This window comes from Desulfolithobacter sp. (assembly GCF_054025815.1).
Map to the genome: position 1 here is coordinate 105,397 of NZ_JBPMMS010000004.1, position 24,233 is coordinate 129,629.

General features: G+C 53.4%; 20 protein-coding genes. All 20 read left to right on the plus strand.

Annotated features, from left to right (window positions below; translation table 11 throughout):
* Positions 1 to 3: 3 nt before the first annotated feature.
* The gene (gene gspL / locus ACXJJY_RS01280; RefSeq protein WP_456384866.1) at positions 4 to 1,563 is read left to right on the plus strand and encodes a type II secretion system protein GspL; all 1,560 of its coding nucleotides are present in this window, start codon (positions 4 to 6) and stop codon (positions 1,561 to 1,563) included.
* Positions 1,563 to 2,099 (plus strand): hypothetical protein, encoded by a 537-nt coding sequence (locus ACXJJY_RS01285; protein ID WP_456384868.1) that lies wholly within the window; start codon positions 1,563 to 1,565, stop codon positions 2,097 to 2,099. The genes gspL and ACXJJY_RS01285 overlap by 1 nt, the downstream gene beginning before the upstream one ends.
* Positions 2,100 to 2,104: 5 nt before the next feature.
* Entirely contained in the window at positions 2,105 to 3,034 is a 930-nt protein-coding gene (gspN, locus tag ACXJJY_RS01290) for a type II secretion system protein GspN (RefSeq protein ID WP_456384870.1), read from the plus strand.
* A 2-nt stretch (positions 3,035 to 3,036) separates the two neighbouring features.
* A complete protein-coding gene (locus ACXJJY_RS01295) occupies positions 3,037 to 3,783 on the plus strand; it encodes a type II secretion system protein N (protein WP_456384872.1) in 747 nt (248 codons plus the stop codon).
* Positions 3,784 to 4,000: 217 nt separating this feature from the next.
* On the plus strand, positions 4,001 to 6,127 hold the full coding sequence (gene gspD, locus ACXJJY_RS01300; RefSeq protein WP_456384874.1) for a type II secretion system secretin GspD: 2,127 nt from the start codon (positions 4,001 to 4,003) through the stop codon (positions 6,125 to 6,127).
* 124 nt (positions 6,128 to 6,251) lie between these two features.
* Positions 6,252 to 7,940: a type II secretion system ATPase GspE gene (gene gspE, locus ACXJJY_RS01305; RefSeq protein WP_456384876.1), complete on the plus strand. Its 1,689-nt coding sequence runs from the start codon at positions 6,252 to 6,254 to the stop codon at positions 7,938 to 7,940.
* A gap of 224 nt (positions 7,941 to 8,164) precedes the next feature.
* The gene (locus ACXJJY_RS01310) at positions 8,165 to 8,839 is read left to right on the plus strand and encodes a hypothetical protein (protein WP_456384878.1); all 675 of its coding nucleotides are present in this window, start codon (positions 8,165 to 8,167) and stop codon (positions 8,837 to 8,839) included.
* A 159-nt stretch (positions 8,840 to 8,998) separates the two neighbouring features.
* Positions 8,999 to 9,319 carry a hypothetical protein gene (locus ACXJJY_RS01315; RefSeq protein WP_456384880.1) on the plus strand — a complete coding sequence of 107 codons (321 nt, stop codon included), beginning with the start codon at positions 8,999 to 9,001 and terminating at the stop codon, positions 9,317 to 9,319.
* Between the two features lie 487 nt (positions 9,320 to 9,806).
* On the plus strand, positions 9,807 to 10,571 hold the full coding sequence (locus ACXJJY_RS01320; RefSeq protein ID WP_456384882.1) for an ABC transporter permease: 765 nt from the start codon (positions 9,807 to 9,809) through the stop codon (positions 10,569 to 10,571).
* Entirely contained in the window at positions 10,571 to 11,218 is a 648-nt protein-coding gene (locus ACXJJY_RS01325; RefSeq protein WP_456384884.1) for an ABC transporter ATP-binding protein, read from the plus strand. Before ACXJJY_RS01320 ends, ACXJJY_RS01325 begins: the two co-directional genes overlap by 1 nt.
* 145 nt (positions 11,219 to 11,363) lie before the next feature.
* A complete protein-coding gene (locus ACXJJY_RS01330) occupies positions 11,364 to 14,840 on the plus strand; it encodes a glycosyltransferase (RefSeq protein ID WP_456384921.1) in 3,477 nt (1,158 codons plus the stop codon).
* Between the two features lie 218 nt (positions 14,841 to 15,058).
* Positions 15,059 to 15,940 (plus strand): sulfotransferase family 2 domain-containing protein, encoded by an 882-nt coding sequence (locus ACXJJY_RS01335; RefSeq protein WP_456384886.1) that lies wholly within the window; start codon positions 15,059 to 15,061, stop codon positions 15,938 to 15,940.
* On the plus strand, positions 15,937 to 17,037 hold the full coding sequence (gene wecB / locus ACXJJY_RS01340; protein ID WP_456384888.1) for a non-hydrolyzing UDP-N-acetylglucosamine 2-epimerase: 1,101 nt from the start codon (positions 15,937 to 15,939) through the stop codon (positions 17,035 to 17,037). The genes ACXJJY_RS01335 and wecB overlap by 4 nt, the downstream gene beginning before the upstream one ends.
* Positions 17,038 to 17,326: 289 nt before the next feature.
* On the plus strand, positions 17,327 to 18,160 hold the full coding sequence (locus tag ACXJJY_RS01345; RefSeq protein ID WP_456384890.1) for a glycosyltransferase family protein: 834 nt from the start codon (positions 17,327 to 17,329) through the stop codon (positions 18,158 to 18,160).
* Complete coding sequence (locus ACXJJY_RS01350) at positions 18,157 to 19,086, plus strand: glycosyltransferase family 2 protein (RefSeq protein ID WP_456384892.1); 930 nt, start codon at positions 18,157 to 18,159, stop codon at positions 19,084 to 19,086. The genes ACXJJY_RS01345 and ACXJJY_RS01350 overlap by 4 nt, the downstream gene beginning before the upstream one ends.
* Positions 19,079 to 19,954 (plus strand): NAD-dependent epimerase/dehydratase family protein, encoded by an 876-nt coding sequence (locus tag ACXJJY_RS01355; RefSeq protein WP_456384894.1) that lies wholly within the window; start codon positions 19,079 to 19,081, stop codon positions 19,952 to 19,954. Before ACXJJY_RS01350 ends, ACXJJY_RS01355 begins: the two co-directional genes overlap by 8 nt.
* Positions 19,955 to 20,145: 191 nt before the next feature.
* On the plus strand, positions 20,146 to 20,634 hold the full coding sequence (locus ACXJJY_RS01360; protein WP_456384896.1) for a transposase: 489 nt from the start codon (positions 20,146 to 20,148) through the stop codon (positions 20,632 to 20,634).
* A 187-nt stretch (positions 20,635 to 20,821) separates the two neighbouring features.
* Positions 20,822 to 22,078 carry a lipid II flippase MurJ gene (locus tag ACXJJY_RS01365; protein ID WP_456384898.1) on the plus strand — a complete coding sequence of 419 codons (1,257 nt, stop codon included), beginning with the start codon at positions 20,822 to 20,824 and terminating at the stop codon, positions 22,076 to 22,078.
* The gene (locus ACXJJY_RS01370) at positions 22,075 to 23,037 is read left to right on the plus strand and encodes a class I SAM-dependent methyltransferase (RefSeq protein WP_456384900.1); all 963 of its coding nucleotides are present in this window, start codon (positions 22,075 to 22,077) and stop codon (positions 23,035 to 23,037) included. The genes ACXJJY_RS01365 and ACXJJY_RS01370 overlap by 4 nt, the downstream gene beginning before the upstream one ends.
* Positions 23,034 to 24,083 (plus strand): glycosyltransferase family 4 protein, encoded by a 1,050-nt coding sequence (locus ACXJJY_RS01375; protein WP_456384902.1) that lies wholly within the window; start codon positions 23,034 to 23,036, stop codon positions 24,081 to 24,083. Before ACXJJY_RS01370 ends, ACXJJY_RS01375 begins: the two co-directional genes overlap by 4 nt.
* The last annotated feature ends 150 nt before the right edge of the window (positions 24,084 to 24,233 follow it).

A 24,233-nucleotide genomic window follows, 5' to 3' on the forward strand; every position in this document is an offset into this window, starting at 1 on the left:
ATAATGGCAAAGCACGTACTTGGCCTCGATGTCCATGATGATATGGTGCATGTTGCCGTCATGGAACAACGGGGTGGGAAGATACGTATCCTCCAGGCGGCGGCCGTCTCGCTGCAGGGAGATGACCTGGCTGGTGCGCTGAACCAGGTTGGTCTTGCAAAAGCCCGGTCCCGGTGCGCGGTGGTCAGCGCTGTATCACCTGGCAGCTGCAGTTTACGCAATCTCTTTCTTCCTTTTCAGGAGCGGGCCAAAATCGCCCAGGTGTTGCCCCTGGAACTTGAAGAACATCTGCTGCTTCCGCCGGAGAGTCAGATCATCGATTTTCTGCAGACCGGCCAGCGTGATTCAGGCTCTGAACTCCTGGTTGCCGCGCTGGAAAAGCATCTCCTGCAGACCCACCTCGAAGCGCTCCAGGTCCAGGGCCTTGATCCGCACACCGTAACCCTGCACGGCTTTGCCCTGGCCCATCAGCTTTGCCAGGCCGGCCTGGATGAGGATTTTCTTCTCCTGGACGTGGGCCTTTACTCCACGGTCATGGTCCTCTGCTGTGGAGGTCAGGTCGTCTTTCTCCGTCATATTCCCTCTGGTAACAAACTGTTCTCCGGCGCTGTGACGGCCGGCGGGGGCGCAGGGGTTGAGGTCGAGGATGAACAGGAAGTCCGGGCCTGTATTGAGCAGATGTGTGCCGGAGTCGAACGCAGTCTGGCCTGGTACGGAATGGAAAATCAGGCAACCTGCATCCCCGGGCGTATCCTGCTGAGCGGTCGCCTGGCAGCCGTGGACTGCGTGGTCGAGTCGGTCGAGTCCTGTTTTGCCCTCCCGACACAGCGGTGCGATCTTGCCGCACTGACCGGGACAGAGTTGAGCAAGGATGTGGAGGAGTGCTGGCGGCCCGGCAGCCACGATCACGTCCTGGCCCTGTTTGCCGGGGCCCAAAAAAAATATCCTCTCAATTTCCGCCGCCAGGAGTTCGCCCTCAGACGACAGCTGCTTGGTTCGCGGTCACAGAAGATAACGGCCGGCCTGGTTGCGCTTGCCCTGATCGGGGGCGCCGGTTTCATGTACCTGGCGGAGTACCGGAAGCTCCAGGAGACCTATGAGCGGCTGGACCGGGAAATGAAAAATATCTACCACCAGACCTTTCCCGAAGACACCCGCATCGTCGATCCCTACCTCCAGATGCAGGCAAAACTGCGTGAGGTCCAGAGTCCGGCCACGGTTCCCGCCTTTTCTGTCGAGAAACGGGTGCTGCGGATCCTGGCCGATATTTCCGGCCGTATTCCGGAGGAGATTACCTTCCATGTCTCCCGGATGGTGATCGACCAGGAAACCGTGCGGATCAAGGGGGTGACCAACGCCTTTAACAATGTGGACGCTATAAAGAACCGTCTTGGTAGCTCTCCGCTGTACGAGAAGGTGGAAATCCTGGCGGCCACCGTCGAGAAAGACAGCGGTATGGTTCGGTTTGATATCCGCCTGACCCTCAGGGCCACCTTTTCGTCCGCTTCACTTGTGACGCTGAATCCGGGGTGGTCTGGAAGTGCCACAGGGAGGGTTGGTTGATGGCCCTTGGCAAAAGGGACAGAACAGCCCTGATGATCGGGGCGCTGGCCGTGGGGGGCTTTGTCCTGCTGCAGTTTGTCGTCTTTCCGCTGGCCGAGAAGAAGAGACGGCTGGAGCGTGGTATCACGGTACGGGAAAAGGCAGTGCGGGAGATGCGGGATATGCAGCAGCGCTACCGGCAGCTCCACGCCCGTGCCAACAGCCTCAATAGCCGGCTGGAAAAACGGTCCCCGGATTTCAGCCTCTTTTCCTTCCTGGAAAAAATGGCCGCCCTGACTGGAGTCAAGGAAGGTATCGTCTATATGAAACCCTCCATCATCCAGGGTGACGGTCCTTTCAGGCAGAACATGGTCGAGATGAAACTGCAGGGAATCACCCTGCAGCAGCTTGTGGACCTGCTCAAGTTGGTTGAGGCACCGGAAAACATCGTTGCCGTCAAACGGATCACCATCCAGGAAAACAAAAACGAGCAGGGTATGCTGGATGTGATCATGCAGGTGGTCACTGTCGAGCGGACTGCCGAGGCAGGAGGGTGATCGGGATGCGAATTGTTTACCGGATACTTGTCGTGGCAGGATATCTTCTCTATGGGGTGGTTGTCCTTGTGCTGCTGCTCTGGTGGCTGTTTCCTGCCGAGAGAGCCCGAACCAGTCTCGAGTATCGTCTGCAGGAGGCATGGCCGTCTCTCTCCTGGGATGTGGGAGCGGTTGGTCTGCAATTACCCGACAGGCTCGTTGTCCAGGGTGTCAGTGTGAAAGATCGTGAAAGCGATAAGATAGAGTGGCTCAGGGTTGAAGGGGTGCAGGTTCGGCCAGCGTATGTCTCTTCCCTGCGACGCCAGCGTCCGGTTTTTTTTTACCGACTTGAGCTTCTCGGGGGTACTGTAACGGGCGAGGTTATCCTGGGTTCCTCCGGCGGTCTTGCCTGGAGCGGCAAGCTCTCCAGGCTGCAGGTCGACGGCCTTAAGCAGCTCCAGGAGCTTCTTGGTCGCCAGGTCAGCGGCCTTCTGTCCGGGCAGTACAACTGTCAGATGCGGCCAACAGAGAAGCGTTTGTCACGGCTTCGGGGGCATTTTTATTTTTTTCTGGAAGATGGCTCTGTCTCCATGCGTGAGCCGGTGCTCGGGCACAAGGCTTTCCCGTTCCAGAGGATGGAGGTCTCTCTGGAGCAGCGGGGCAGGGATCTTGTTGTCAGGGATGGAAAGGTCCTGTCCCGGTTGCTGAGGGCGACCTTTTCCGGAACGGTTCAGCTCAGGCCGCAACTGGCTGCATCGACTTTGAAGCTGCACGGCATAATCATCCCGTTGCCGGAACTGTTGGCCGGACTCCGCGATGATGCCGCCACCGCTTCGGTGAGGGAGCGTCTGCAGCAGGGCGAGTTTCCCTTTGGAGTCAAGGGAACCCTGCTTGAGCCGGCAATACGCTTTCCCGCAAGTCCGAATCCGCCAAAGACCCTGGAGGTACAGCGCTGACCATGTTCCGCCTGGCGATCAAATTGCTGGTAATTGCCGCTTTGCTCTACTGCGCGGTGTTGTTTTTCTATTCCCGGCTGGAGCAGAGAATGGTGGTGCGGGAAGCGGTTCTGGATCAGGAGAAAAAGCAGGCATCCATCTCTGCCGAGGCTGATGCGGGGCCAGTTCGGGATATGGATTACCAGCGTATTGTCCAGCGAAATATTTTCCAGGCTGCGGTCAGCGAGCCGTTGCCCCGGAAGGAAAAAGAAAGAGAAAAGCCCCTGGAGACCACCTCTTTGAAACTGGAGTTGCTGGGCACTGTTTCCGGCAATGAGCGGGACGCCCGGGCGATAATTGTTGACGAAAAGGAAAAACGACAGGATATTTACCATGTTGGTGATTCTGTCCAGGGCGCGATCATCGAAGGCATCGAGAGGGGCAAGGTGATTCTGCGGGTGGGCAACCGCAAGGAGGTCCTGTTGCTCAAGGACCGTGAGAGCAAAAAGGTTGCGGACCGGCCCGATATTTTCGACCTGCCCATGCCGCCGCCTTCGCTGACACGACCGTCCGTCCGCCCCAGGGTTTCCGTGCCGAGAACGGCTGGCAGCAGGTCGTTTCGTTTCCGGCAGGAGACTGATCGGGAAGTGGAGCAAGAAGTTGTTCCGGATTCGGTTTTTAGAGCCGAAGAGGAGGCGCCGTCGGAAACAGTGAATGGCGCTGACCTGGAGGATCCGGAGGTGCCGCCGGTGTTTATTGAAGTTCGCTGAGGAAAGACGGGTGCTCATCAGCCTGCTTCCCTGTCGCAGGACAGGGCCTGACGAATTACACGGGAGTATTGGATTGGCTTTTTTTAAAAATCATTGGTCCGCTGACTGCAGAAAACGGTGCATAAGTGACTCGTCTTGGGTTATTATTCTGCTTTTTTGCGTTGTTTTTCCTGGGTTCATTTCGGCAGCCTCCTCCCATGGCGCCGAGCCGGCAAAGATGGAAAAAAATGGCCGGTTTATCGCTCTTGATTTCAATGATGTCGATATCAATCTCTTTATCAAGTATATCAGCGAGCTGACCGGCAGGAACTTTGTGGTGGACCGCGGGGTCCGGGGCAAGGTGACCATCATTTCTCCGACCAGAATCTCTGAATCCGACGCCTACCGTGTGTTCGAGTCGGTTCTGGAGGTGAACGGTTATACCACCGTGGAAAGTGGCTCGATTATCAAGATCATTCCTTCCGCCCAGGCACGGACCAAGAGCATTGCCACCCTTCTCAAGGATCAAGCCACCTATCCTGAAGATAAGGTGGTAACCCAGATCATCCCCCTGACCCATGCCAGCCCCAATGATGTGAAAAAGATTCTGGCTCCGCTGGTCTCCAAGACCAGCGTGGTTATCCCCCATACCGAGTCCGGGGTGCTCATCATCACCGATGTACTCTCGAATATCCATCGGTTACAGGAAATCATCCGGGCCATCGATGTGCCTTCCATCGGCGACGACCTTGTTATCATGCCGCTGCAGAACGCCAGCGCCACCACTGTGGCCAGAACCCTGGGCAAGCTCTTTCTGCGCCCGGTCAAGAAAGGCGGCCGGCGGGAGATTGTCAAGATTATTCCCTACGAGAGGACCAACTCCCTCATCGTCCTGGCTTCCAAGGTCAATGTCCGGAAAATACGCAATCTCCTGGTTCAGCTTGATTCCAGGGTACCCCGGGGCGGGGGTAAGATCCAGGTCTACTACCTGCAGCACGCCAACGCCGAGGAGCTGGTAAAGGTGCTGACCAATCTGCCGGATAGTAAAACCAGTGGCAAGGCGGCCGGTAAGGCTCCTCCAATTTCCCGTGATGTCAAGATCATGGCCGATGCCGAGACCAATTCGCTCATCATCCAGGCCCCCAGGGATGAATATCTGGTCCTCGAAGATGTGATCAAGAAACTCGATATTCCGCGGCGCATGGTCTACATGGAGGCCCTTATCATGGAGGTCCAGGTCAGTAAATCTTTCGAGCTGGGCGTGCAGTGGAGCGGAGAGGCATCTTTCAGCAGTGGCTCCGGGGCCATCCTTTCCGGCTTTTCCGGCAACCAGGACGCGCCATACGATGCGCTTGCCGGCATAAACAGCAGCCCCCCGGTTCTGCCTTCCGGTTTCAGTTTCGGGATCATGAAGCAGGGCGTGCGGATTGGCAATATGTATTTCCCAAACCTCAGCGCGGTGGTGCGGGCCTACAAGGACGATTCGGATATCAATATCATCGCCACCCCTCAGATCCTGACCACCGACAACAAGAAAGCAGAGATCAAGGTGGGGGAAAACGTACCGTATATTGTCAGCAAGAACACGACCGACGCCCAGCAGGATTACACAAACTACGAGTACAAGGATGTGGCCACCTCGCTTTCCATAACTCCCCAGATCAACCAGTCCGACCTTGTACGGCTCGATATCGGGGTCGAGGTGATCAAACTCAAAAACCTCAACGATGGCCGTCCCACCACCTACACCAGGAGCGCCAGTACCACTGTGGTGGTTCGCAACGAGGAGACCGTGGTCATTGGCGGGATTATCGGTCAGGATACTTCCAGTGGTGAATACAAGGTTCCGCTGCTGGGAGATATTCCAATCCTGGGCTGGTTGTTCAAAACCAGGGTTGAATCGCAGGAAAAAACCAACCTGTTTATCTTCATAACTCCCCATATTGTCGAAAATCCGGCCGAGCTGGCAGACCTTTATTACCGGAAACGTGACATTATGGAGTCGGTTCAGCCTGGTTCGAGCGATATTCCGGACAACTTCTTCTACAACAAGACCAACCCGGCCCATGCGGCGGCGCTTGCCGATATAGGCTTTGCTAAACTGCAGAAAAAAGAATATGGTGCAGCAAAACAGTATCTTGAGCAGGCCCTGAAAAGAGACCCGGAAAATATCTCTGCCCTGGTGAACCTGGGAGTTATCCTGGAGCATGAAGGCAAAAAGGAACAGGCCAGGATCCTGTATGAGAAAGCATTGAATATCCCGTCATCTTCAGGGGATGGCGCAGATTTGGAGGAGAGTCGAAAAGCCATGATTCCGGACCCGCTCAGAGAGATGGCGAGAAAAAATCTCGAACAGCTGCAGTAGAAGCAGGGTGTGGTGAACCAGGCGGACGAGATCGGAAAATGTCCTGGTCTGATCGAGCATATTCTTTCGTTCCTCTGTTTAGCGCTACTCGAACCAAGAGGCAGATGCACAAAATCCGCTGTCAATGAAATCCCTTGGCGAAATTCTTACACAGGAGTTCCATATTTCTCCTGAGGCTTTGGAGCTGGCCCTGCAGCAACAGCGGGAAAAGGGTGGCAAGGTCGGCGAGATTCTTGTGCAGCATAAAAAGATCAGTGAACATGATCTGTTGCTGGCCCGCAGTTACCAAAGTGGCCTGGAAATTAAACAGACTCTCCCCCAGGATATTGATCATTTCTTTGTCGACCGGGTCCCGATTCACTTTCTCAAAAAGTACAAGATGATCCCGGTGGCAACCAGGGAAGAATCCTTTCTTGCCATCGGCGAGCCGTCGTATTTTCAGCAGCTTGATGATCTTCAGCGAATTCTGGAGTGGGAAGGGGTGCCCACCTTTCTTGCCCCTCAGGAGGAGATCTTCGTTGCCATCAACAGGGCATATGATCTGGGCCGGGACAACGCCGACCAGGTGATGCAGGACATGGACGACGAAGATCCCGAGGCCATCCTCTCTGAAATCGAGGAAACGGCTGACCTGCTCGATGACACCAGCGATGCCCCGGTCATCAAGCTGGTCAACCTCATGCTTTCCCAGGCGGTTCGCGACAGTGCCAGTGACATCCATATCGAGCCGTTCAAGGACCGGGTCAAGATCCGCAAACGGGTGGACGGGATCCTTTACGACATGTTTACCCCGCCCAAACATGTCCAGGCCAAGCTGATCTCGCGCATCAAAATCATGGCCCGGATGGATATTGCCGAACGTCGATTACCACAGGATGGCAGGATTGAAATTCGAATTGCAGACAGAAACATCGACCTCCGGGTCTCCACCCTGCCAACAGCCTTTGGCGAACGGGTTGTCATGCGGCTGCTGGACAAGTCCAACACTCTGCTTTCACTGGAAGAATTGGGCATGTCCAAGCGCGACATGGATACCTTCATGGAGCTTATCAAGGCGCCACATGGTATTCTTCTTGTAACCGGTCCTACGGGCAGTGGTAAAACCACCACCCTCTACTCGGCCCTGGGCATCCTGAATAAGCCGGATGTCAATATTATTACAGTGGAAGATCCCATTGAATACCAGATAAACGGGATCAGTCAGATGCAGGTCAATCCCAAGATTGATTTGACCTTTGCCAATGGGCTGCGCACAATTGTCCGGCAGGATCCGGATATTATCCTGGTCGGAGAAATCCGCGATCTGGAGACCGCCGAAATCGCCATCCAGGCAGCCCTGACAGGTCATCTCGTGTTCTCCACCCTGCATACCAACGATGCCGCCAGCGCCGTAACCCGGCTGATCGACATGGGCCTGGAACCCTTCCTGGTTTCCTCCTCGGTCAATGCCATCCTGGCCCAGCGACTGGTCCGTAAAATCTGCCCCAACTGCAAAGAAGCCTATAGCCCGTCACCCGAGTACCTGGACCGGGCCGGACTGACGTCCGAAAAATTCAGCGACCAGGTCCTCTACCGCGGCAGGGGATGCCCTGAATGCCTCAATACCGGCTACCAGGGGCGAATAGGTATCTTTGAGCTGATGGTTTTGACCGACACCCTCAAAAGCCTGATCCTGACCACGTCCGATGCGGGCCAGATACGTAACCAGGCCATTGCCTCCCAGGCCACCGGTATGCACACCCTGCGCCAGGATGGACTCCGCAAGGTCCTGGAGGGCATAACCACCCTTGAAGAGGTCTTCCGGGTGACGTGAAATAAAGAAACAGGCATTAGAATTGCAGCTATAAGGCAGGGCGGTCGCTTTCATAAGAACGGAGCGGGTGTCATAACAGACTGTTGAAAAATGTAGCGAGCGAAGATGAGACAAAGAAGATGGGGCCGAATTTTGACGCAGTATCATCGAACGCAGTAAATTTTCGACGACCTGTTAACTGCTTTTTGGGAAGACAACCTTCAGGTAAAAAGTGACGGTCCATTATGTATTATAAATTGTTGTTCGTGTTCCTGGCACTGGTCTTCTTTTCATCTATTGCTCCTCTATCTATCGAGGCAGCGCCGCAGAACAGCGGTTTTCTCGTCCATGTTGAAGGTACAGGCCAGCCGTTAAGAGATGTTATTACGTCCCTGGCGGAAAAAAATGGGTACAAAATCGTAATACCAAAGGATTGGAGTTTCATTCCGGTTTATGGGATCTATTCCAGTGTAACCATAGATTCTTTCCTGCGTCGGGTGGTCAGGGATAAAAATTTCTCCATCGATATTGACGAGGGTGGAAAAGAGATCGTTGTGCATGATTTTGGCGGCAAATCGTCTTCCAGGACAGACAGTTCTGCGGAAGACAGGCACCTCGTTACCACCCCGCAACAAAGATACGATCCCGGGCCGGTGGATCCAGAGACAGGCATTCCAAAGGCAGAGCTTGAAAAATTGCATGCCCGGCAGTTGGAGGAATTACGCAGGCAGGAAGAAGATCCGGACGCCATTGATCCTTTGACAGGTCTACCCATGGCCATTCTCCTGAAGTTGCAGGCGGAGCAGCTGGAGAAGCTGAACGAGTATGAAAGCGATCCGGAAGCCATCAATCCCGAAACCGGTCAGAACGCTGCGGATCTTAAAAAGTTACATGCTGAACAGATGAAAAAAATAAAGTGATTGTAAATAATTGTCGAAAATATGCTGCACTTTCTTTTTTGCAGAAAGGTTTGGGAATGTGGCCTGGAATTTATCCAGGATGATGGTACTATTTTATAGTTTTATATGGTTCAATATGGTACACGATGAACATGCTATTGTTTTCTTAAGGAGGAAAAAATGATAAAAAAACATCTGATTATTCTGTTCGTTGTTGCTGCGGCCATTACATTTGTTTCTCAGAAAAGTTTCGCCTGGACCTGTGCGGAAATGGAAATCGTTCAGGTCAGTCAGAACAGTACCTGGCTTAAAAATGTGAGCGGGGCGGACTGTGGTAATATCGCAAATGGGCAACAGCAGTATTTTATTTTGAAGCCATTTCTGGCAGATAAACTCCTGGCCATTCTTCTTACGGCCACCAGCCTGGACAAAACTGTCTGGGTGCATGCTGCCGACGATGTCCAGGGTTCTATTATCGACATAATCTCAATCAAGAAATAATATTGGCACCAGTAGTGCCATTGTTTCCAGCACGGCCGCAGGAAGACGGATAACAGCCTGGTAACCGTCGGCCTGCGGTCTCTTTCAATTGCAATACGCTGTGTGGTTGTAACGACTGGACAGGCTGGCTTCGAATTTTGCCTTTTCGATGATCTGTAGTGTTCAGATTTTCTCGCCTATTTCATCTGGCAGTGTCCCTGAAAGGTTTTTCAGGTAACCGCTATTTTCTTGTGCCATTTCCTTCTGTCCTTCCATGCATGGCAACGCCTGGCTACTTCAGTTCGCCTGCAAGGTGATCACGATGGTATTCCTGATAAACATGAATCGTGTATTCCTTTCGTGATCCTGCTTCCCGATACCGGGACACTCTTTTCACTTGGCATTCTTGATTATGGCATCTATATTTTCCTGATTTGCCAGGACGAGTGGTGCCGGACTATCAGCTTCTGAGTTTACTACATATGAAAAAAAACGGAATTACATCTGTATGAAATTGCTTGTAAACAGCCTGCTGATGATCAAGCAAAAATCCTCCGCCGACCTGATTTCAGAAGCCCGACGGGGCTATATCGGCATTCTCTGGTGGGTTATTGAGCCTGTTCTATATATGTCCGTGTTCTATCTGATTTTTGTCGTTCTGTTCAACCGGGGCGGTAAGGATAATGTCGCCTTTCTGCTCACAGGAATGGTGGCATGGAAATGGTTTGTCACCTCCATACCCCAGTGTGCGGGCTGCATTTCTTCAAATATCGGCCTGATACGCCAGGTCTATGTGCCCAAGGTTATTTTTCCGGGAACAGTGCTCTTGACCAGCACGATCAAGTTTTTGATAGTTTTCCTCTTGCTGGTCGGTTTTCTTATGCTTACAGGTAAATCTCCGGATGTTACCTGGCTGTCACTCCCTCTGCTTATTTTCGTGCAGATGTTGCTGATGCTTGCCCTTGGCAGCTTTCTGGCCGCAATCATCCCTTTTTTTCCTGACCTGAAATTAATCGTCGACAATGGTATGATTCTGCTCTTTTTTCTGTCCGGAGTGTTTTTTGACGTCAGTTCGGCCCCGGCAAAGCTCAAGGCCTGGCTCTCTCTGAACCCCATGGTCGGGATCATTCAGTCCTACCGTCAGGTACTGCTTGATGCTTCCTGGCCGGACTGGTTCTTCCTTGCCACTGTCTGTACTCTCTCTCTGATGCTGCTGGTTCTGGACTGGATTCTTCTCCAGCGATATGACCGTGTTTACGCGAAAATGGTCTGATGGCTGCACACAAAGAAACAGAAAAAAGGCTGGCTCTCCGCCTGCTGAATGTCGCTGTGGCCTATGAACGCCGTTTCGGTTTTTTTCGCAGGCAGAAGTACTGGGCCCTGAAAGATGTTTCCTTTGGTCTCTACCATGGCGAGACCCTGGGGGTGATCGGGAGAAACGGGGTCGGCAAGAGCACTCTTCTTCGTCTGCTCGCCGGCATCATTGCGCCTGACAAGGGTGAGGTAAAAAATTATGGGGTGACGGCATCTCTGCTCACGCTGCAGGTTGGTTTTGTCCAGCACCTGACAGGCAGGGAAAACGCTGTGCTGAGCGGCATGTTGCTGGGCATGTCGAAAAAAGAGGTCCTGGAACGTATGGATGCCATTCGTGACTATGCTGATATCGGTGAGTTCTTTGATCATCCGGTCAGGGAGTATTCAACCGGGATGCGGGCCAGGCTTGGATTTTCAGTTGCCATTCATGTTAATCCCGATGTCATTTTGCTTGATGAAGTGCTTGGGGTCGGCGACTCAAGTTTTCGTGAAAAATCTACAAAATCAATTAAAAATCTTATCCGGTCGCAAAAATCTGTCATTATCGTTTCGCACCAGCCTGCAATGCTCAGGGAGCTGTGTGATCGTCTCGTCTGGATCGAATAAGGGGTCGTCCTGGACATTGGTGACGTGAAGACCGTGTTGAATAATTATCTCCAGTCCCTCAAACCAGCCGTTGCAGCAACTTCGGACAGTCAGTCGTAGGATGTCAACACCACCTGAAGATAGGACAGCCGTTCTCGTGGTCGGTATGCACCGCTCCGGCACAAGTGCGCTCACCCGTGGCCTGATGGCCCTTGGCGTGGAGCTGGGGGAAAACCTGGCCGGACCCGCCGAGGACAACCCGAAAGGGTTCTGGGAGAATCTTGACATACAGGCCCTCAATCGGAAGATTTTTCGAGAGATCGGCCATCGTTGGGACAGTGTGCGTCCTGTTCCAGCCGTGGTTCTTCAGGATGAAGCCCTGGCCTCCCTGCGAACCGAAGCCAAAAACATCGTTGAGGAACATTTCATTGGTACCCCCCTGTGGGGCGTAAAGGACCCTCGGATTTCCCGTCTGCTTCCTTTCTGGGTTCCGGTTCTTCGCGAACTGGACATTGAGCCCCACCTGGTTTTCGCCCTCAGAAACCCGATCAGTATCGCCCGTTCCCTGGCAGCCAGGAACAGCTTCATGGAGGAAAAGTCGGTCCTTCTCTGTCTTGGTCACTGGTTCGACATTCTCCAGTTCCGGGATACGAACTCTCTGATGATCGTCGATTATGACAGGCTGTTGGATTCGCCACAGCAATGCCTCGCCGGTATTGCGGACCATCTCGGGATCAGGATTTCTTCAGGCCTGCGCCAGGAACTTGACCGCTTTTCGGAAGAATTTCTGAGCAGATCGCTTCGCCACTCGCAGGCCTCTGAAAAAGACAACCAGCTCTGGAGAGACAGGGGCGGATGTTTCGGCCTGGCCATGGATCTCTATTCCCGCCTGCTGGAGTTTTCCACCGAACGGACAAAAGAGAACAGGCTGGACTGGATTCCCTTTTTCAGGCAGTTTCAGAACTATTATTCCCTGCTGTCCTATATGGATGTTCTTGACAGGACGATACACGAGCAGGAGACCAAACTGGCCGAGTTATCTCAAGTCCACCACAAACAAAGAGAAGACCTTTGTCAGGAACTGGAAGTAGTGCGTGGGCAACTCGCTGAAAGAGAAGAGCAGGCAACGAGCCTGGCCCTTGAAAAGGAGGATCTTTGTCAGGAACTGGAGGCAGTGCGTGGGCAGCTCGCTCAAAAAGAAGCGCAGGCAGCGAGCCTGGCCCTTGAAAAGGACGATCTCCGTCAGGAACTGGAAGTAGTGCGTGGGCAACTCGCTGAAAGAGAAGAGCAGGCAGCGAGCCTGGCCCTTGAAAAGGAGGATCTTTGTCAGGAGCTGGAGGCAGTGCGTGGGCAGCTCGCTCAAAAAGAAGCGCAGGCAGCGAGCCTGGCCCTTGAAAAGGACGATCTCCGTCAGGACCTGGAAACAGCGCGCCAGCAGCTTACGCAAAAGAAGCAGCAGGTGGAGAGCCTTTCCCGGGAGGTACAGAGTCTGTCCAGGGAAGTAGAAGAGCTTCAGCACCATTACAACTCGCTCCTCTCCTATCAGTCCGGTCTCAAGGAGATGCTGGACCGGGAAAGATATACGGTCCTCAAACCGATGGCCCGCCGCCTGTACCGTTCTGGCGCCGGTGTTCTCCAGCGCATGCCCCCCGGGCTGCAGACAAATATCAGGCGGATCAAGCAGAGTATCCTGCCGGGCACGTTCGCCCTGCAGGTGCCTCCCTGGCCAGGGCCAGGAACCACCGCTGTTGCCGCTGAAAGTCATGACAGCTCTCTCCAGGTTGTCTGTGACGGTGATGGCCGTGATGTGGTGGTTTTTCCGGTCATCGACTACCATTTCAGAGTCCAGAGACCCCAGCACCTTGCCAGGGGGCTGGCGGACAGGGGTCACCGGGTTTTCTACCTGTCCACAACCTTTGGCGACGGTGAGCCGGGGGCGACCTTGCTGGAGCAGGTCGATGAACGGATCTATCTCTGTCAGCTGACCATTCCCGGGCCCCATCCCGTTATCTATCAACAGGTCCCCGATGAAGTCCAGGAGCGCTGGCTCCTGGATGCCATGGATTGTCTGATGTGGAGTGTGGACTTGGGCCAGGTCGTGGCCCTGGTCGATCATCCTTTCTGGCGCCCCGTGGCCATGGCCCTGCCGGATGCCGTGGTTGTCTATGACTGCATGGATGACCATGGAGGTTTTTCAAACAACTCCGAGGAAATACTCCAGGCGGAAAAACAGCTTCTTCAGGGTGCCGATCTGGTCGTCACCACTTCGGCACCGCTCTCGGAAAAAATAAGCCGGATCAGGGAAAACATCCTGATCCGCAACGCCGCAGACTCGTTATGGTTTTCCGAGCCGCCGCCAGCTTTGCTTTATAGCTCGGATCGTCCCGTTGTCGGCTATTTCGGGGCTATTTCCGAGTGGTTCGACCTGGAGCTGGTGATCCGGGCGGCCAGGGCCTGTCCGGAGTTTGATTTCGTCCTGGTCGGCAGCACGTTCATGTGCGATACACGGGAGGCTGAGGAGATAGAAAATATCCATTTTATCGGCGAGGTCCCCTATGCTTCCCTGAAAGGCTATCTCTACGCCTTTGATGTGTGCATGATTCCCTTCAGGCTGATCGAGCTGATCCAGTGCACCAACCCGGTCAAGCTCTACGAATATCTTGCCGCCGGCAGGCCGGTGGTGGCCACCGACATGCCTGAACTGAGGCTGGTTCGGGAACACGTGTATCTGTCGAAGGATTCGGATGATTTTATAGCAAATATCAAAAAAGCGATGGACTCCAGGGACGATCTGGACGCCATCGAGGCCCGGAGAAAATTCGCCCTTGAAAATCAGTGGACAAACCGCGTGGAGGCCTTGGAAGAGGCCATCGCCAACCAGTACCCGAGAGTGAGTGTCGTCGTCCTGACCTACAACAACCTGGACTACACCCGCGCCTGTCTGCTCAGCCTTGAAAAACAAACCCGCTATCCGGACTGGGAACTGATCATCGTCGATAACGCCTCCTCGGACGGAACCCCGGAGTTCCTTGCCGATTATGCGGAAAAAAATCTCCATGTCCACCTGATCCTCAATAAAGAGAACCTCGGTTTTGCCGCCGGTAACAATGTCGGTATGCGGCAGGCGACCGGCGAGTATATCATTGTCCTGAACAATGACACCTACGTGACAAAGGGATGGATGCGTGACCTGGTCCGTCATTTCCAGCAGGACTTGTCGCTTGGCCTGGTCGGACCGGTCACCAACAATATAGGCAATGAGGCGCGGATAGATATACAGTACGCCGACATGGAAGAGATGGCCCGGGCAGCACGGGAATACACCCGCAGTCATGCCCGCCGGCGTCTCTATGTGGATACGGTCGCCTTCTTCTGTGCCGCCATACGTCGCGATGTAATCGATACCATAGGGTATCTCGACGAAGATTTCGGCCGGGGTTTTTTCGAGGATGACGATTACTGCATCCGGGCCAGGAAGGCCGGCTTCAAGGTAGCCATTGCCGATGATGTGTTTGTCCATCATCACCTCTCGGCCTCTTTCAATAAACTCAAGGAGCAGGAGCGAAAACAGCTGTTTGAGAAAAACAGGGCTGTTTTCGAGAAAAAATGGGGAAAATGGAAGCCCCATATCTATCGTCAATGAGAAATGGCTACCATGAACAATGAGGATTTTTGTTCAGCGATGTGTTCGGTTACGTAACCGACCAGAAGTAGACGAAAATTTTACGCTGGTATTTGTTTGATATTCCAAAGAGGCCCGTTTGTTGCATTGGTGTCGCTTGCAGGACGATCAAGTCTTCCGACCGGGCGACAGGACTATTTTTCACGGTAACCTTATTTTTTTGCCTGGTACTTTATCCGATGTTTAATCTGACGTGGTTTGACTCCTTCGGTCTTTTTGCCAAAAAACGGAAAGAGAAGAGCGAGCGGGTCGTGATCATCCACAATCACCTGTTCAAGAATGCAGGCACAACCATTGACTTTGCCCTGTGCAGGAATTTCGGTGAGGGGTTCGTCGATCATCGAGATGATGATAATATGAGGAAAGGAGCCGCGTACCTGGGACCGTACCTGTCCGAGAATCCGTGGATCAGGGCCGTGTCCACCCATCACCTGACCCTGCCGCTCCCTTCTCTTGATAAGGTTCTGCTCCCCCAGATTGTCATGCTCAGGGATCCCATAGAACGGGTGACCTCTGTGTATAACTTCGAGCGCAAACAGACCGAGGCTACAACTCCAGGGGCCATGTTTGCCACGCAACATGATCTGAAAGAATATGTGAAGTGGCGCATGAATCCCGATGTCGGCAACACTATCCGAAATTTTTACATAAGCCGCTGTCTCCCTCCCAGGCAGTTCAAGAAACGACCGTTCACCGCCGAGGAGTTTGAGCGCGCCTGTGCCTTTCTGCGCAGTGTCCCCTTGCTTGGCCTCGTCGAGCGATTCAATGAATCCATGGTCCTGATGGAAGAGTTTCTCAGGGAATATATTCCCGGGATAGATCTCTCCTATATCCCGCAAAATGTTGGTCAGAAACGGAAATCCGCCGGGGAAAGAAGAGAGTTTCTCAAGCAGGAACTCGGGGAGGAGCTGTTCCAGGAGTTGCACGAGAAGAACAGGGAAGATATCGCCCTCTACAAGCTGGGTAAATCACTCGTACAGTCAAGAATTGATAAAGTAGACGACCTGGATGCGAAATTGCAAGATTTCCGCAACCGGTGCGCACGACTGGTGGCCGCATGAAAAAACGTATTTTATGTGTGGTCGGTACCCGTCCGGAAGCTATCAAGATGGCCGCGGTTATCCTCGCTCTGCGCAACTGTTCCTGGGCCGAGGTCCGGGTCCTGGCCACGGCGCAGCATCGCCAGATGCTTGACCAGGTCCTCTCGCTTTTTGATATCGTGCCGGATTACGATCTCGATATCATGCAGCGGGACCAGGGGCTGATCGAATTGACCTCCAGGCTGCTCCTGGCCCTGGATGATGCCTTCGGAGAGGCTTGTCCCCATATTGTCCTGGCTCAGGGAGACACCACTACCGTCATGACCGTAGCCCTTGCCTGTTTTTACCGGAAAATTCCGTTTGCTCATGTGGAAGCGGGATTGCGTACCGGTGACCTGGCCAATCCCTTCCCGGAAGAGATGAACCGGGTGGTTGCCAGTCGACTCGCCGCGCTCCATTTCGCCCCCACCCGGAGTGCAAGGGACAATCTGCTGCGGGAAAACATCCCGGCAGGAGATATCCACGTCACCGGCAACACGGTCATCGATGCGCTGTTGCTGACCGCGGAAAAAGACCTGGACCCCGGTGTGGACCTGGATACCTCCCGCCGCCTGGTTGTCATGACCTCCCATCGGCGCGAGAATTTCGGTGAGCCGATGAAGGAGGCTTTTTCCGCCATCCGCACCCTGGTCGAGCGAAATGACGACATTTTGCTGCTCTATCCCGTTCATCCCAATCCCAATGTGACAAAGATCGCCCATGAAATTCTCGGAGGGCATCCCAGGATACAGCTGGTCAAGCCCCTGGACTACGCACCGTTTGTCCAGGTAATGAAGATGGCCCATCTGATTATCTCGGACTCGGGCGGGATTCAGGAAGAGGCTCCGGCGCTGGGCAAACCCGTTCTGGTCCTCCGCGATGAAACCGAGCGCCCCGAGGCCGTGGAGGCCGGGGTGGTCAAGCTGGTCGGAACCAGGAAAGAATCCATCCTCAGGGAGGCGGAACGGCTACTCCACGATGAAAAGGCGTATAAGAAGATGGCACGCGGCGTTTCACCCTATGGTGACGGCAAGGCCGCTCAGCGTATTGTTTCCATACTAGGGAGCTGTCCTCGCTAAGCGGATGCATCTGCTCTATTTTTCACCTGTTTCCTGGCACAGCTATCCCCAGCGGCCCCACTATCTTGTCCGCTATCTTCTGCAAAACAGGATTGTTGACAGTGTCCTCTGGGTTGATTCATATCCAACCAGGCTGCCGTCATGGAAAGACTTCCATCGATCAGGGACACCGGACCGTCTGTCCCCGCCTTTTTCGTTACCGGGACTCCACCTCCTGAAACCCGCAGCCCTGCCGGTGGAACCTGTGCCTGGCGGTCCATGGCTTAACCACATCCTGTACTGGAGAGGTGTGCGCAAGCGGATAAAAGAGTATGGTTCGCGGAGCAGGGGAGAGTTGATCGTGGGAGCCGGCCGGCCCCATGCGCTTGCAGTGTGGGCTTTGCGCAGGATTCCCCACCGGGCCTCCTTCTATGATGCCATGGATGATTTCCCCGCATTCTACAGTGGTTTCTCGAAAACAAGGATGGCCGCAACGGAACGGAAAATTGCCGGAATAGTCGATCGGGTGTGGTATTCTGCACCCCTGATCAGGGAAAAACTGTACGGCCTGAATCCGGATATGGTCCATCTCCCCAATGGCTACGACAAGCGCTGTTTTTTCAATGCCAGGCCGAGGGTTGCGGGAGAGAAGAAAACAACGGTTTTCGGTTACGTCGGCACTGTTGGCGCCTGGTTCGACTGGGAACGGGTCCTCCGTCTGGCGGCACTCGATCCCTGTTATGACATTCGGATAGTCGGCCCGTGTTTCGTGAAGGTCCCGGATCTGCCTGGAAATATAACCCTCTATCCGGCGTGTCCCCACGGGAAGGCTGTGGAGCATATTGTCGGTTTCGATATCTGCCTGATTCCTTTCAGACTCAACAAACTGACCATGGGCGTGGACCCGATAAAATATTATGAATACCGGGCAATGGGCAAACCGGTGCTTTCCACCCGTTTCGGGACCATGCCGGAACATGCCCGTGAAGGCGGGGTCACTTTTTTTGAAGGGGCCGATCTGCAACGGCGAATCGAAACCCTGCTGCAGACCCCGCCATCAGAAAGTCAATTGGCTTCTTTTCGTACAACCTGTGACTGGAGTACGCGCTTCCTGACGGTAAAGGATTGGATTGCCGGTTTATGAAAACATCTTCCCTTGCCAAAAACATACCAGTGCTTTCGGCGATTATCGTCAATTACAATTCCGGAGAAAGGCTCAAGGGGGCGGTTCGGTCCGTCTTCGACACCGTTCCCGACTCTGAGGTTATTGTTGTCGACAATGCTTCCATGGATAACAGCCTCGATATCCTGAAAGCCAGCTATGTCGACGAGGCCCGCCTGCAGATACGCCGCAATCGTTCCAACCTTGGCTTTGCCACTGCCTGTAATATCGGCGCAAAACTCGCCAGGGGGCATCATCTGCTCTATCTGAACCCGGACTGCGAGGTCCATGAAGATGCGGTTGAGCGAATGCTTGCCTGTTTGAACGGACCCTCTGACGTGGGGATGGTGGGTCCCCTCCTTGTTGGCCAGAACGGTCAGGAACAGGCAGGCAGCAGGCGGTTGATACCAACTCCGTGGCGTAGTCTGGTGCGTGTTTTCAAGCTTCATGTTTTTTCAAGTCTTTCATCACGCTTCTTTGCTGATTTCAATCAGTACAAACAGCCTCTCCCTGACCAGCCAGTCGAGGTTGAGGCCATATCCGGTGCCTGTATGCTGGTCTCCCGGGAGGCTCAGCAGGAGGTGGGCAGCTTTGACGAGAAGTATTTTCTCCACTGCGAGGACCTGGACCTCTGCATGCGCTTCCGGGCCTCGGGCTGGCGGGTTATGTTCGTCCCGGACGCGAAGGTGACCCATTACGCCGGCACCTGCAGCCGCGAACGGCCCGTATTCGTGGAGTTTCATAAGCACAAGGGCATGATTCGCTTTTACTGGAAATTCTTCCGGGACCAGTATCCCGGTGTACTGATGTGGCTGGTTGTGGCCGGTGTCTGGACACGATTTGCTCTGCTGGCGGCTTATTACGGGAGTCGCCAGCTGTTCCAATTGTCGGGAAAGATGTGTGGCTGAGCGGAAAACAGGGGTTCTCGGTGCGACGAGCCTGGTCGGCGATTTCCTGCTGAACCGGTGGCCGGCTGCCCGGGGCGATCTTGTCGCCTTTTCCAGGCGTCCGGTCCAGGAAGGTCCGGGGCCTGATCGCCGGATCTCGTGGGTGCGCCTGGCGCAGAAGACGCTGCCACAGCTCCCGCAGATCGAAAAATGGATCTGCCTGGCCCCGATCTGGGTACTGCCGGATTGTTTTCCTCTGCTGGAGCAGGCTGGAACCCGCCGGATCGTCGCCTTGAGCTCCACCAGTCTTTTCACCAAAACAGACTCGAGCGACCCTGCCGAGCGGGAGATTGCCACCCGTTTGGCCGCAGGCGAAAAACAACTGGTCGACTGGGCCAGGCAACATGGTATTTCCTGGATTATTCTCCGGCCGACGCTGATCTACGGCCTGGGCCGGGATAAAAACATTTCGTCCATTGCCCGCTTTATCCGCCGGTTCGGTTTTTTCCCTCTCCTTGGTCCGGCAAAGGGGTTGCGTCAACCCATCCACGCCACGGACGTTGCCGCGGCCTGTGTTCAGGCTCTGCATCAGCAACAGGTGGCTGACCGGGCCTATAATATTGGAGGTGGCGAAACCCTGGCATATGATGAAATGGTCGGTCGCGTCTTTGCCGCCCTGGGCCGGCGACCGCGCTACCTGGTTGTTCCTGGCCCTGTCTTTCGTATGGTTATCGGCGTGGCCCGTCTTCTGCCCCGTTTCCGGCATATTTCCGTCGGTATGGCCGAGCGGATGAACCGGGACATGGTCTTTGATTACAGCGAAGCGGCAAGAGATTTGACCTTTTCTCCAGGACCGTTCCACCTTGGGGAGCAGGACTTGCCATCCTGAATAACAGGCGACCTGTGCTTTCCTCGTGACACGATTTTCCCGTAGGGGCAGGCCCCTGTGCCTGCTGCATATTCCAGATCATTCCGGCCAGTGATTCCAGAGGAATCCGGCCACAGGATAAGGAGTATAGTGGACCCCATAAATGAGACAGTATGCTAAGCGCAGGAATCATACTGTTCATGGGGGTAAAAATGAAGAGAAAAAAATACGGCACCGACCTGAAAACCAAAGTAGCCTTGATGGTCTTGAAGGCACAGAAGAGCAGCAGCGAGATCTCCTCCGAGTTTGGTATTCATGTCAGCCAGGTAAACCGTTGGAAAAATCAGGCCGCCAAGGCGCTCCCCGATGTTTTTGGTGGCAGGAGCGGCAGAACCTTCAAGGCCATGGAGGACGATAGGGACAGACTCTTCCAGCAAATTGGACGGTTGCAGGTTGAACTGGACCGGTTAAAAAAAAACATGAAACATGTCAAAGAGCAGGTGAGCTATAAGTGCCACAATGTAGTAAATGCATCAACAGGCAATCTGCGCTTAATTTATGCAAAAAGTTATCTTGACAATGGGGTCCACCTCAATGATTTTATGGACATCCAGACCAACAAACTTTACATTCTGCATGAAACCTGCCTCCTTGGTTGTGGCTCTGCATTGGCGCAGAGCTCTTTAGTGAAAAGCCAATGATAACCCACGGGTACAAGGATGGCAGGTTTTTTTGGCGTAGACTGAGGGCTTGGCCTTGTATCGCAATCCCCCGAAGGCTACTCAGGGCGTACAAAGGTACCAGTAGTCCCTCGCTAACCGTCAACCATTATATCTGTGACGATCTGCGTGCCAGGAACTCAGCGGAAATCCGTACGAAAGGTTAGTCATGAAACAAGCCGTTCACCTCGGTACGCTATCGGCGATGAGTATCGGCATTGCGTTCCTGTATCAGTGGTATGTTCTCACGCGGCTTGGTCCGGGTATTGAAACAGATGCCCTGTTTGCGGGCATGACAATACCCCAGTTGACGCTGGCCATCATCAGTGGCTCGCTGATGCATGTGCTGGTTCCGCTTCTTTCCATTGAAAGCGAAGAGTGCCTGCGACGTGACGCATGGAGTTTTTTTGCTCTGATCGGCGGCGTATTCAGTATGCTGGCTATGACGCTTTTTGCCACCGCTCCCTGGTGGGTACCTGTCACCGTTCCGGGTTTTTCCGAAGGCGGGATGGACCTGACCGTACGACTGACCCGTATTCAGCTGATCGGCATGGTCTTTTCGGCTGTCAATGGAGTTCAGTGGGCGGCGTACCACGCCAGGCAGAGATTCGTCTGGGCGGAATGTACACCGCTGTTGGCAAGTGTGATCGGCTTTTTGGCGCTGATCTGGGCTCTTCCGCGCTTTGGCGTGGTCGCTGCCGCCTGGATCAGTGTCCTGCGACTGGCCCTGCAGACTGTACTGTTGCTGCCGGGTATGGGGTATCCTGTTCGTCCGACGCTGAAAAGTGAACTTGTGGTTACATCCTGGCAGCGTATCAAACCATTGATATTGGGAACAGCGTACTACAAGACAGATCCCGTGGTCGACCGTATGCTGTTGTCGATGGCCCAAACTGGCAGCCTGTCGCTCTATTACCTGGCCCAGAGGATATATGGCGCTGTCGGCCAGGTGCTGAACAAGGCTGTCGCATCCCCTATGGTCCCTCGCCTCAGCAGGTTGCACCAGTCGGGAAAAAGAGATGAGTTCAGGCGATTCTATGTTCGCAAACTTACGCAGACAGCCGCCATTTCCTGTTTCGGATTATTCGCTCTTGGCACCTTCGGACAACTTGTTCTTGCATTCCTGGTTGGTATTGGCCGGCTGAGTGAAAAAAATGTAACAGATCTTTGGTGGATCATGATGTGGCTTTCAGGTGTTTTCATAGGGGGCGCCCTGGGGCAGATTTCATCTTCCGCATTTTATGCCTGTGGTGACACTGAAACACCCACCAGAATATCTGTTGTCAGTTTCACGCTATATATTCCATGTAAGGTTGTGTCGTTCTATTTATGGGGGGTAAAGGGGCTGGCGCTCGCGACAAGTATCTATTATATGGCTAATTTTTTGATACAACAGTATTTTTTCAAGAGGAGTGTTCTTGCATGAATATGTCCGGCGGCGTATTGCTCGAGGATGTCGGTTGTCCCCTCGGCTGTGCAGGGGGTGATAACGTTGTTCTCGAGGGGAGAGATCTGCTGCATGATCTTCCGGGCACGTTTACAGTCGTCAAATGCCGCACATGTGGTCTGATGCGCACCAATCCAAGGCCAGCGCCCGAGTCGATCGGTTTCTACTATCCCGATGATTACGGTCCCTACGCAGGGACCCGGGTCCGGCCGGAAGCACCGGGCCGGTCATCCGTCATAAAAAGATTGCTCAGGCCTGTTGTGTCGTTTCTTGTCGACTACAAAACCTCGGCACTACCGTCGATCCCGCCGGGAAACCTGCTGGAACTGGGCTGCGCCTCCGGGGCCTTTATGCACCAGATGGCTCAACGAGGTTGGCGTGTAGAGGGTATAGAGTTTTCGAGCAAAGCGGCTATGGCGGCTACTCAGCTTGGCTATCATGTGTATGCGGGACCTCTGGAAACTGCACCCGCACCCGACAAGTTGTTTGATCTTGTTGTCGGTTGGATGGTGGTTGAGCACCTGCATGACCCTGTTGGTGGCTTGAGAAAATTGCGTGAGTGGACCAGGCCTGGTGGCTGGTTGGTGATATCGGTGCCAAATGCCGGTTCTCTTGAGTTTAAAATTTTTAAAGAAAAATGGTACGCGCTCCAACTGCCGACCCATCTTTATCATTATACTCCACGGTCGATAAGTCAGGTTCTGGAGGCAGGTGGATGGTCGCTGGTAAAGGTTTATCACCAGCGTGTGTTGAGTAATCTGTTTCCCTGCATTGGGTATGTGCTGCGCGAGAAAGGTTATGACAAACTGGGGGAAAAGTTGATTGGTTTTCCCGAAAATGCTGGAAGGTGGCACCAGATACTTTATCCTCTGGCCTGGCTGTTGAGTCAGTTTGGTCAGACAGGTCGAATGACCATATGGGCAAGAAACGAGTCATGATACGTGTTGCTGCGCTTACCCAGGGTCGTTTTGTGCCATCTGCGCGATACCGTGTTCGCCAGAATATTCAAAAGTTAAAAAAACACGATATAGATGTATCGGAATATTTTCCAGTTATTAATGTGTACGAAAAGATACCTTTCGGTATAGATTCCTGGCCCAGGTTTGTCCGGTTGCCGTTTGTTGCTCTCTGGCAGGGAATGAAGGTCGGGTCAAGATGGCCACATGTGTATCATGCTGGAAAATACAACGTAACCTGGTTGCAGAGAGAATTGCTTCCCGGGTGGATGACTTTGGAGAAATATCTTAAGAAGCCTGTTGTTTTTGATGTTGACGATGCCATCTGGTTAACGGAGAGAAGTAATGGAAGCATATCTGAAATTGCGAAAATTTCAGATGTCATTATTGCCGGAAATCAATATATCGCAGATTGGTTTTCAGCATACAACGGTAATGTTTCGATTGTACCGACAGGGGTAGATATCGACAGGTTTGAGCCGTTGGAGAAGAGGCAAAATGATATTTTTACCATTGGCTGGGTAGGAACCAGAGGTAATTTGATATACCTTAAGGACATTGAGCCGGTCTTGAGTCGTCTTATGAAAAAATATGGTGATATCAGGTTATTGATAGTCTCTGATCAGGTGCCTGATTTATCAGGAGTTACAGAAAGCAAAATAAAGTTTTTGCCATGGTCGGAAGATATGGAAGTCCGGTCCATCCAGATGATGGACGCTGGTATCATGCCACTGCCTGATAATGAGTGGGCAAGAGGAAAGTGCAGTTTCAAGATGCTTCAGTACATGTCGTGTGGCATTCCTGTTGTAGTATCCCCGGTGGGAATGAATGCTGAAGTGTTAAAAACAGATGATTTTGGATTTGGTGCCAGCAATGAGATGGAATGGTTCGATGCCCTGGAGTATCTGTATCTGAACAGAACGGTTGCCAGGGAGATGGGAAAGCGTGGAAGAGAAGTGGTCGCAGCAAAATTTAGTACCGATCTGGTTTCGTTAAAAATTGCGGAACTGTTAAAAGCTGTAACCTAAATCCTGCAGTTGTTCATGTACCGAGAACGTCGAGACAGGTACAGATGCAAGGAGGAGAGCCGTTTTCGGCACAGGCGTACTTGTGGTACGTCGAGCACGAAAACGGTGAAGCCGACACAGCATATGTTCTTGTATCGACGTTCGAATGCC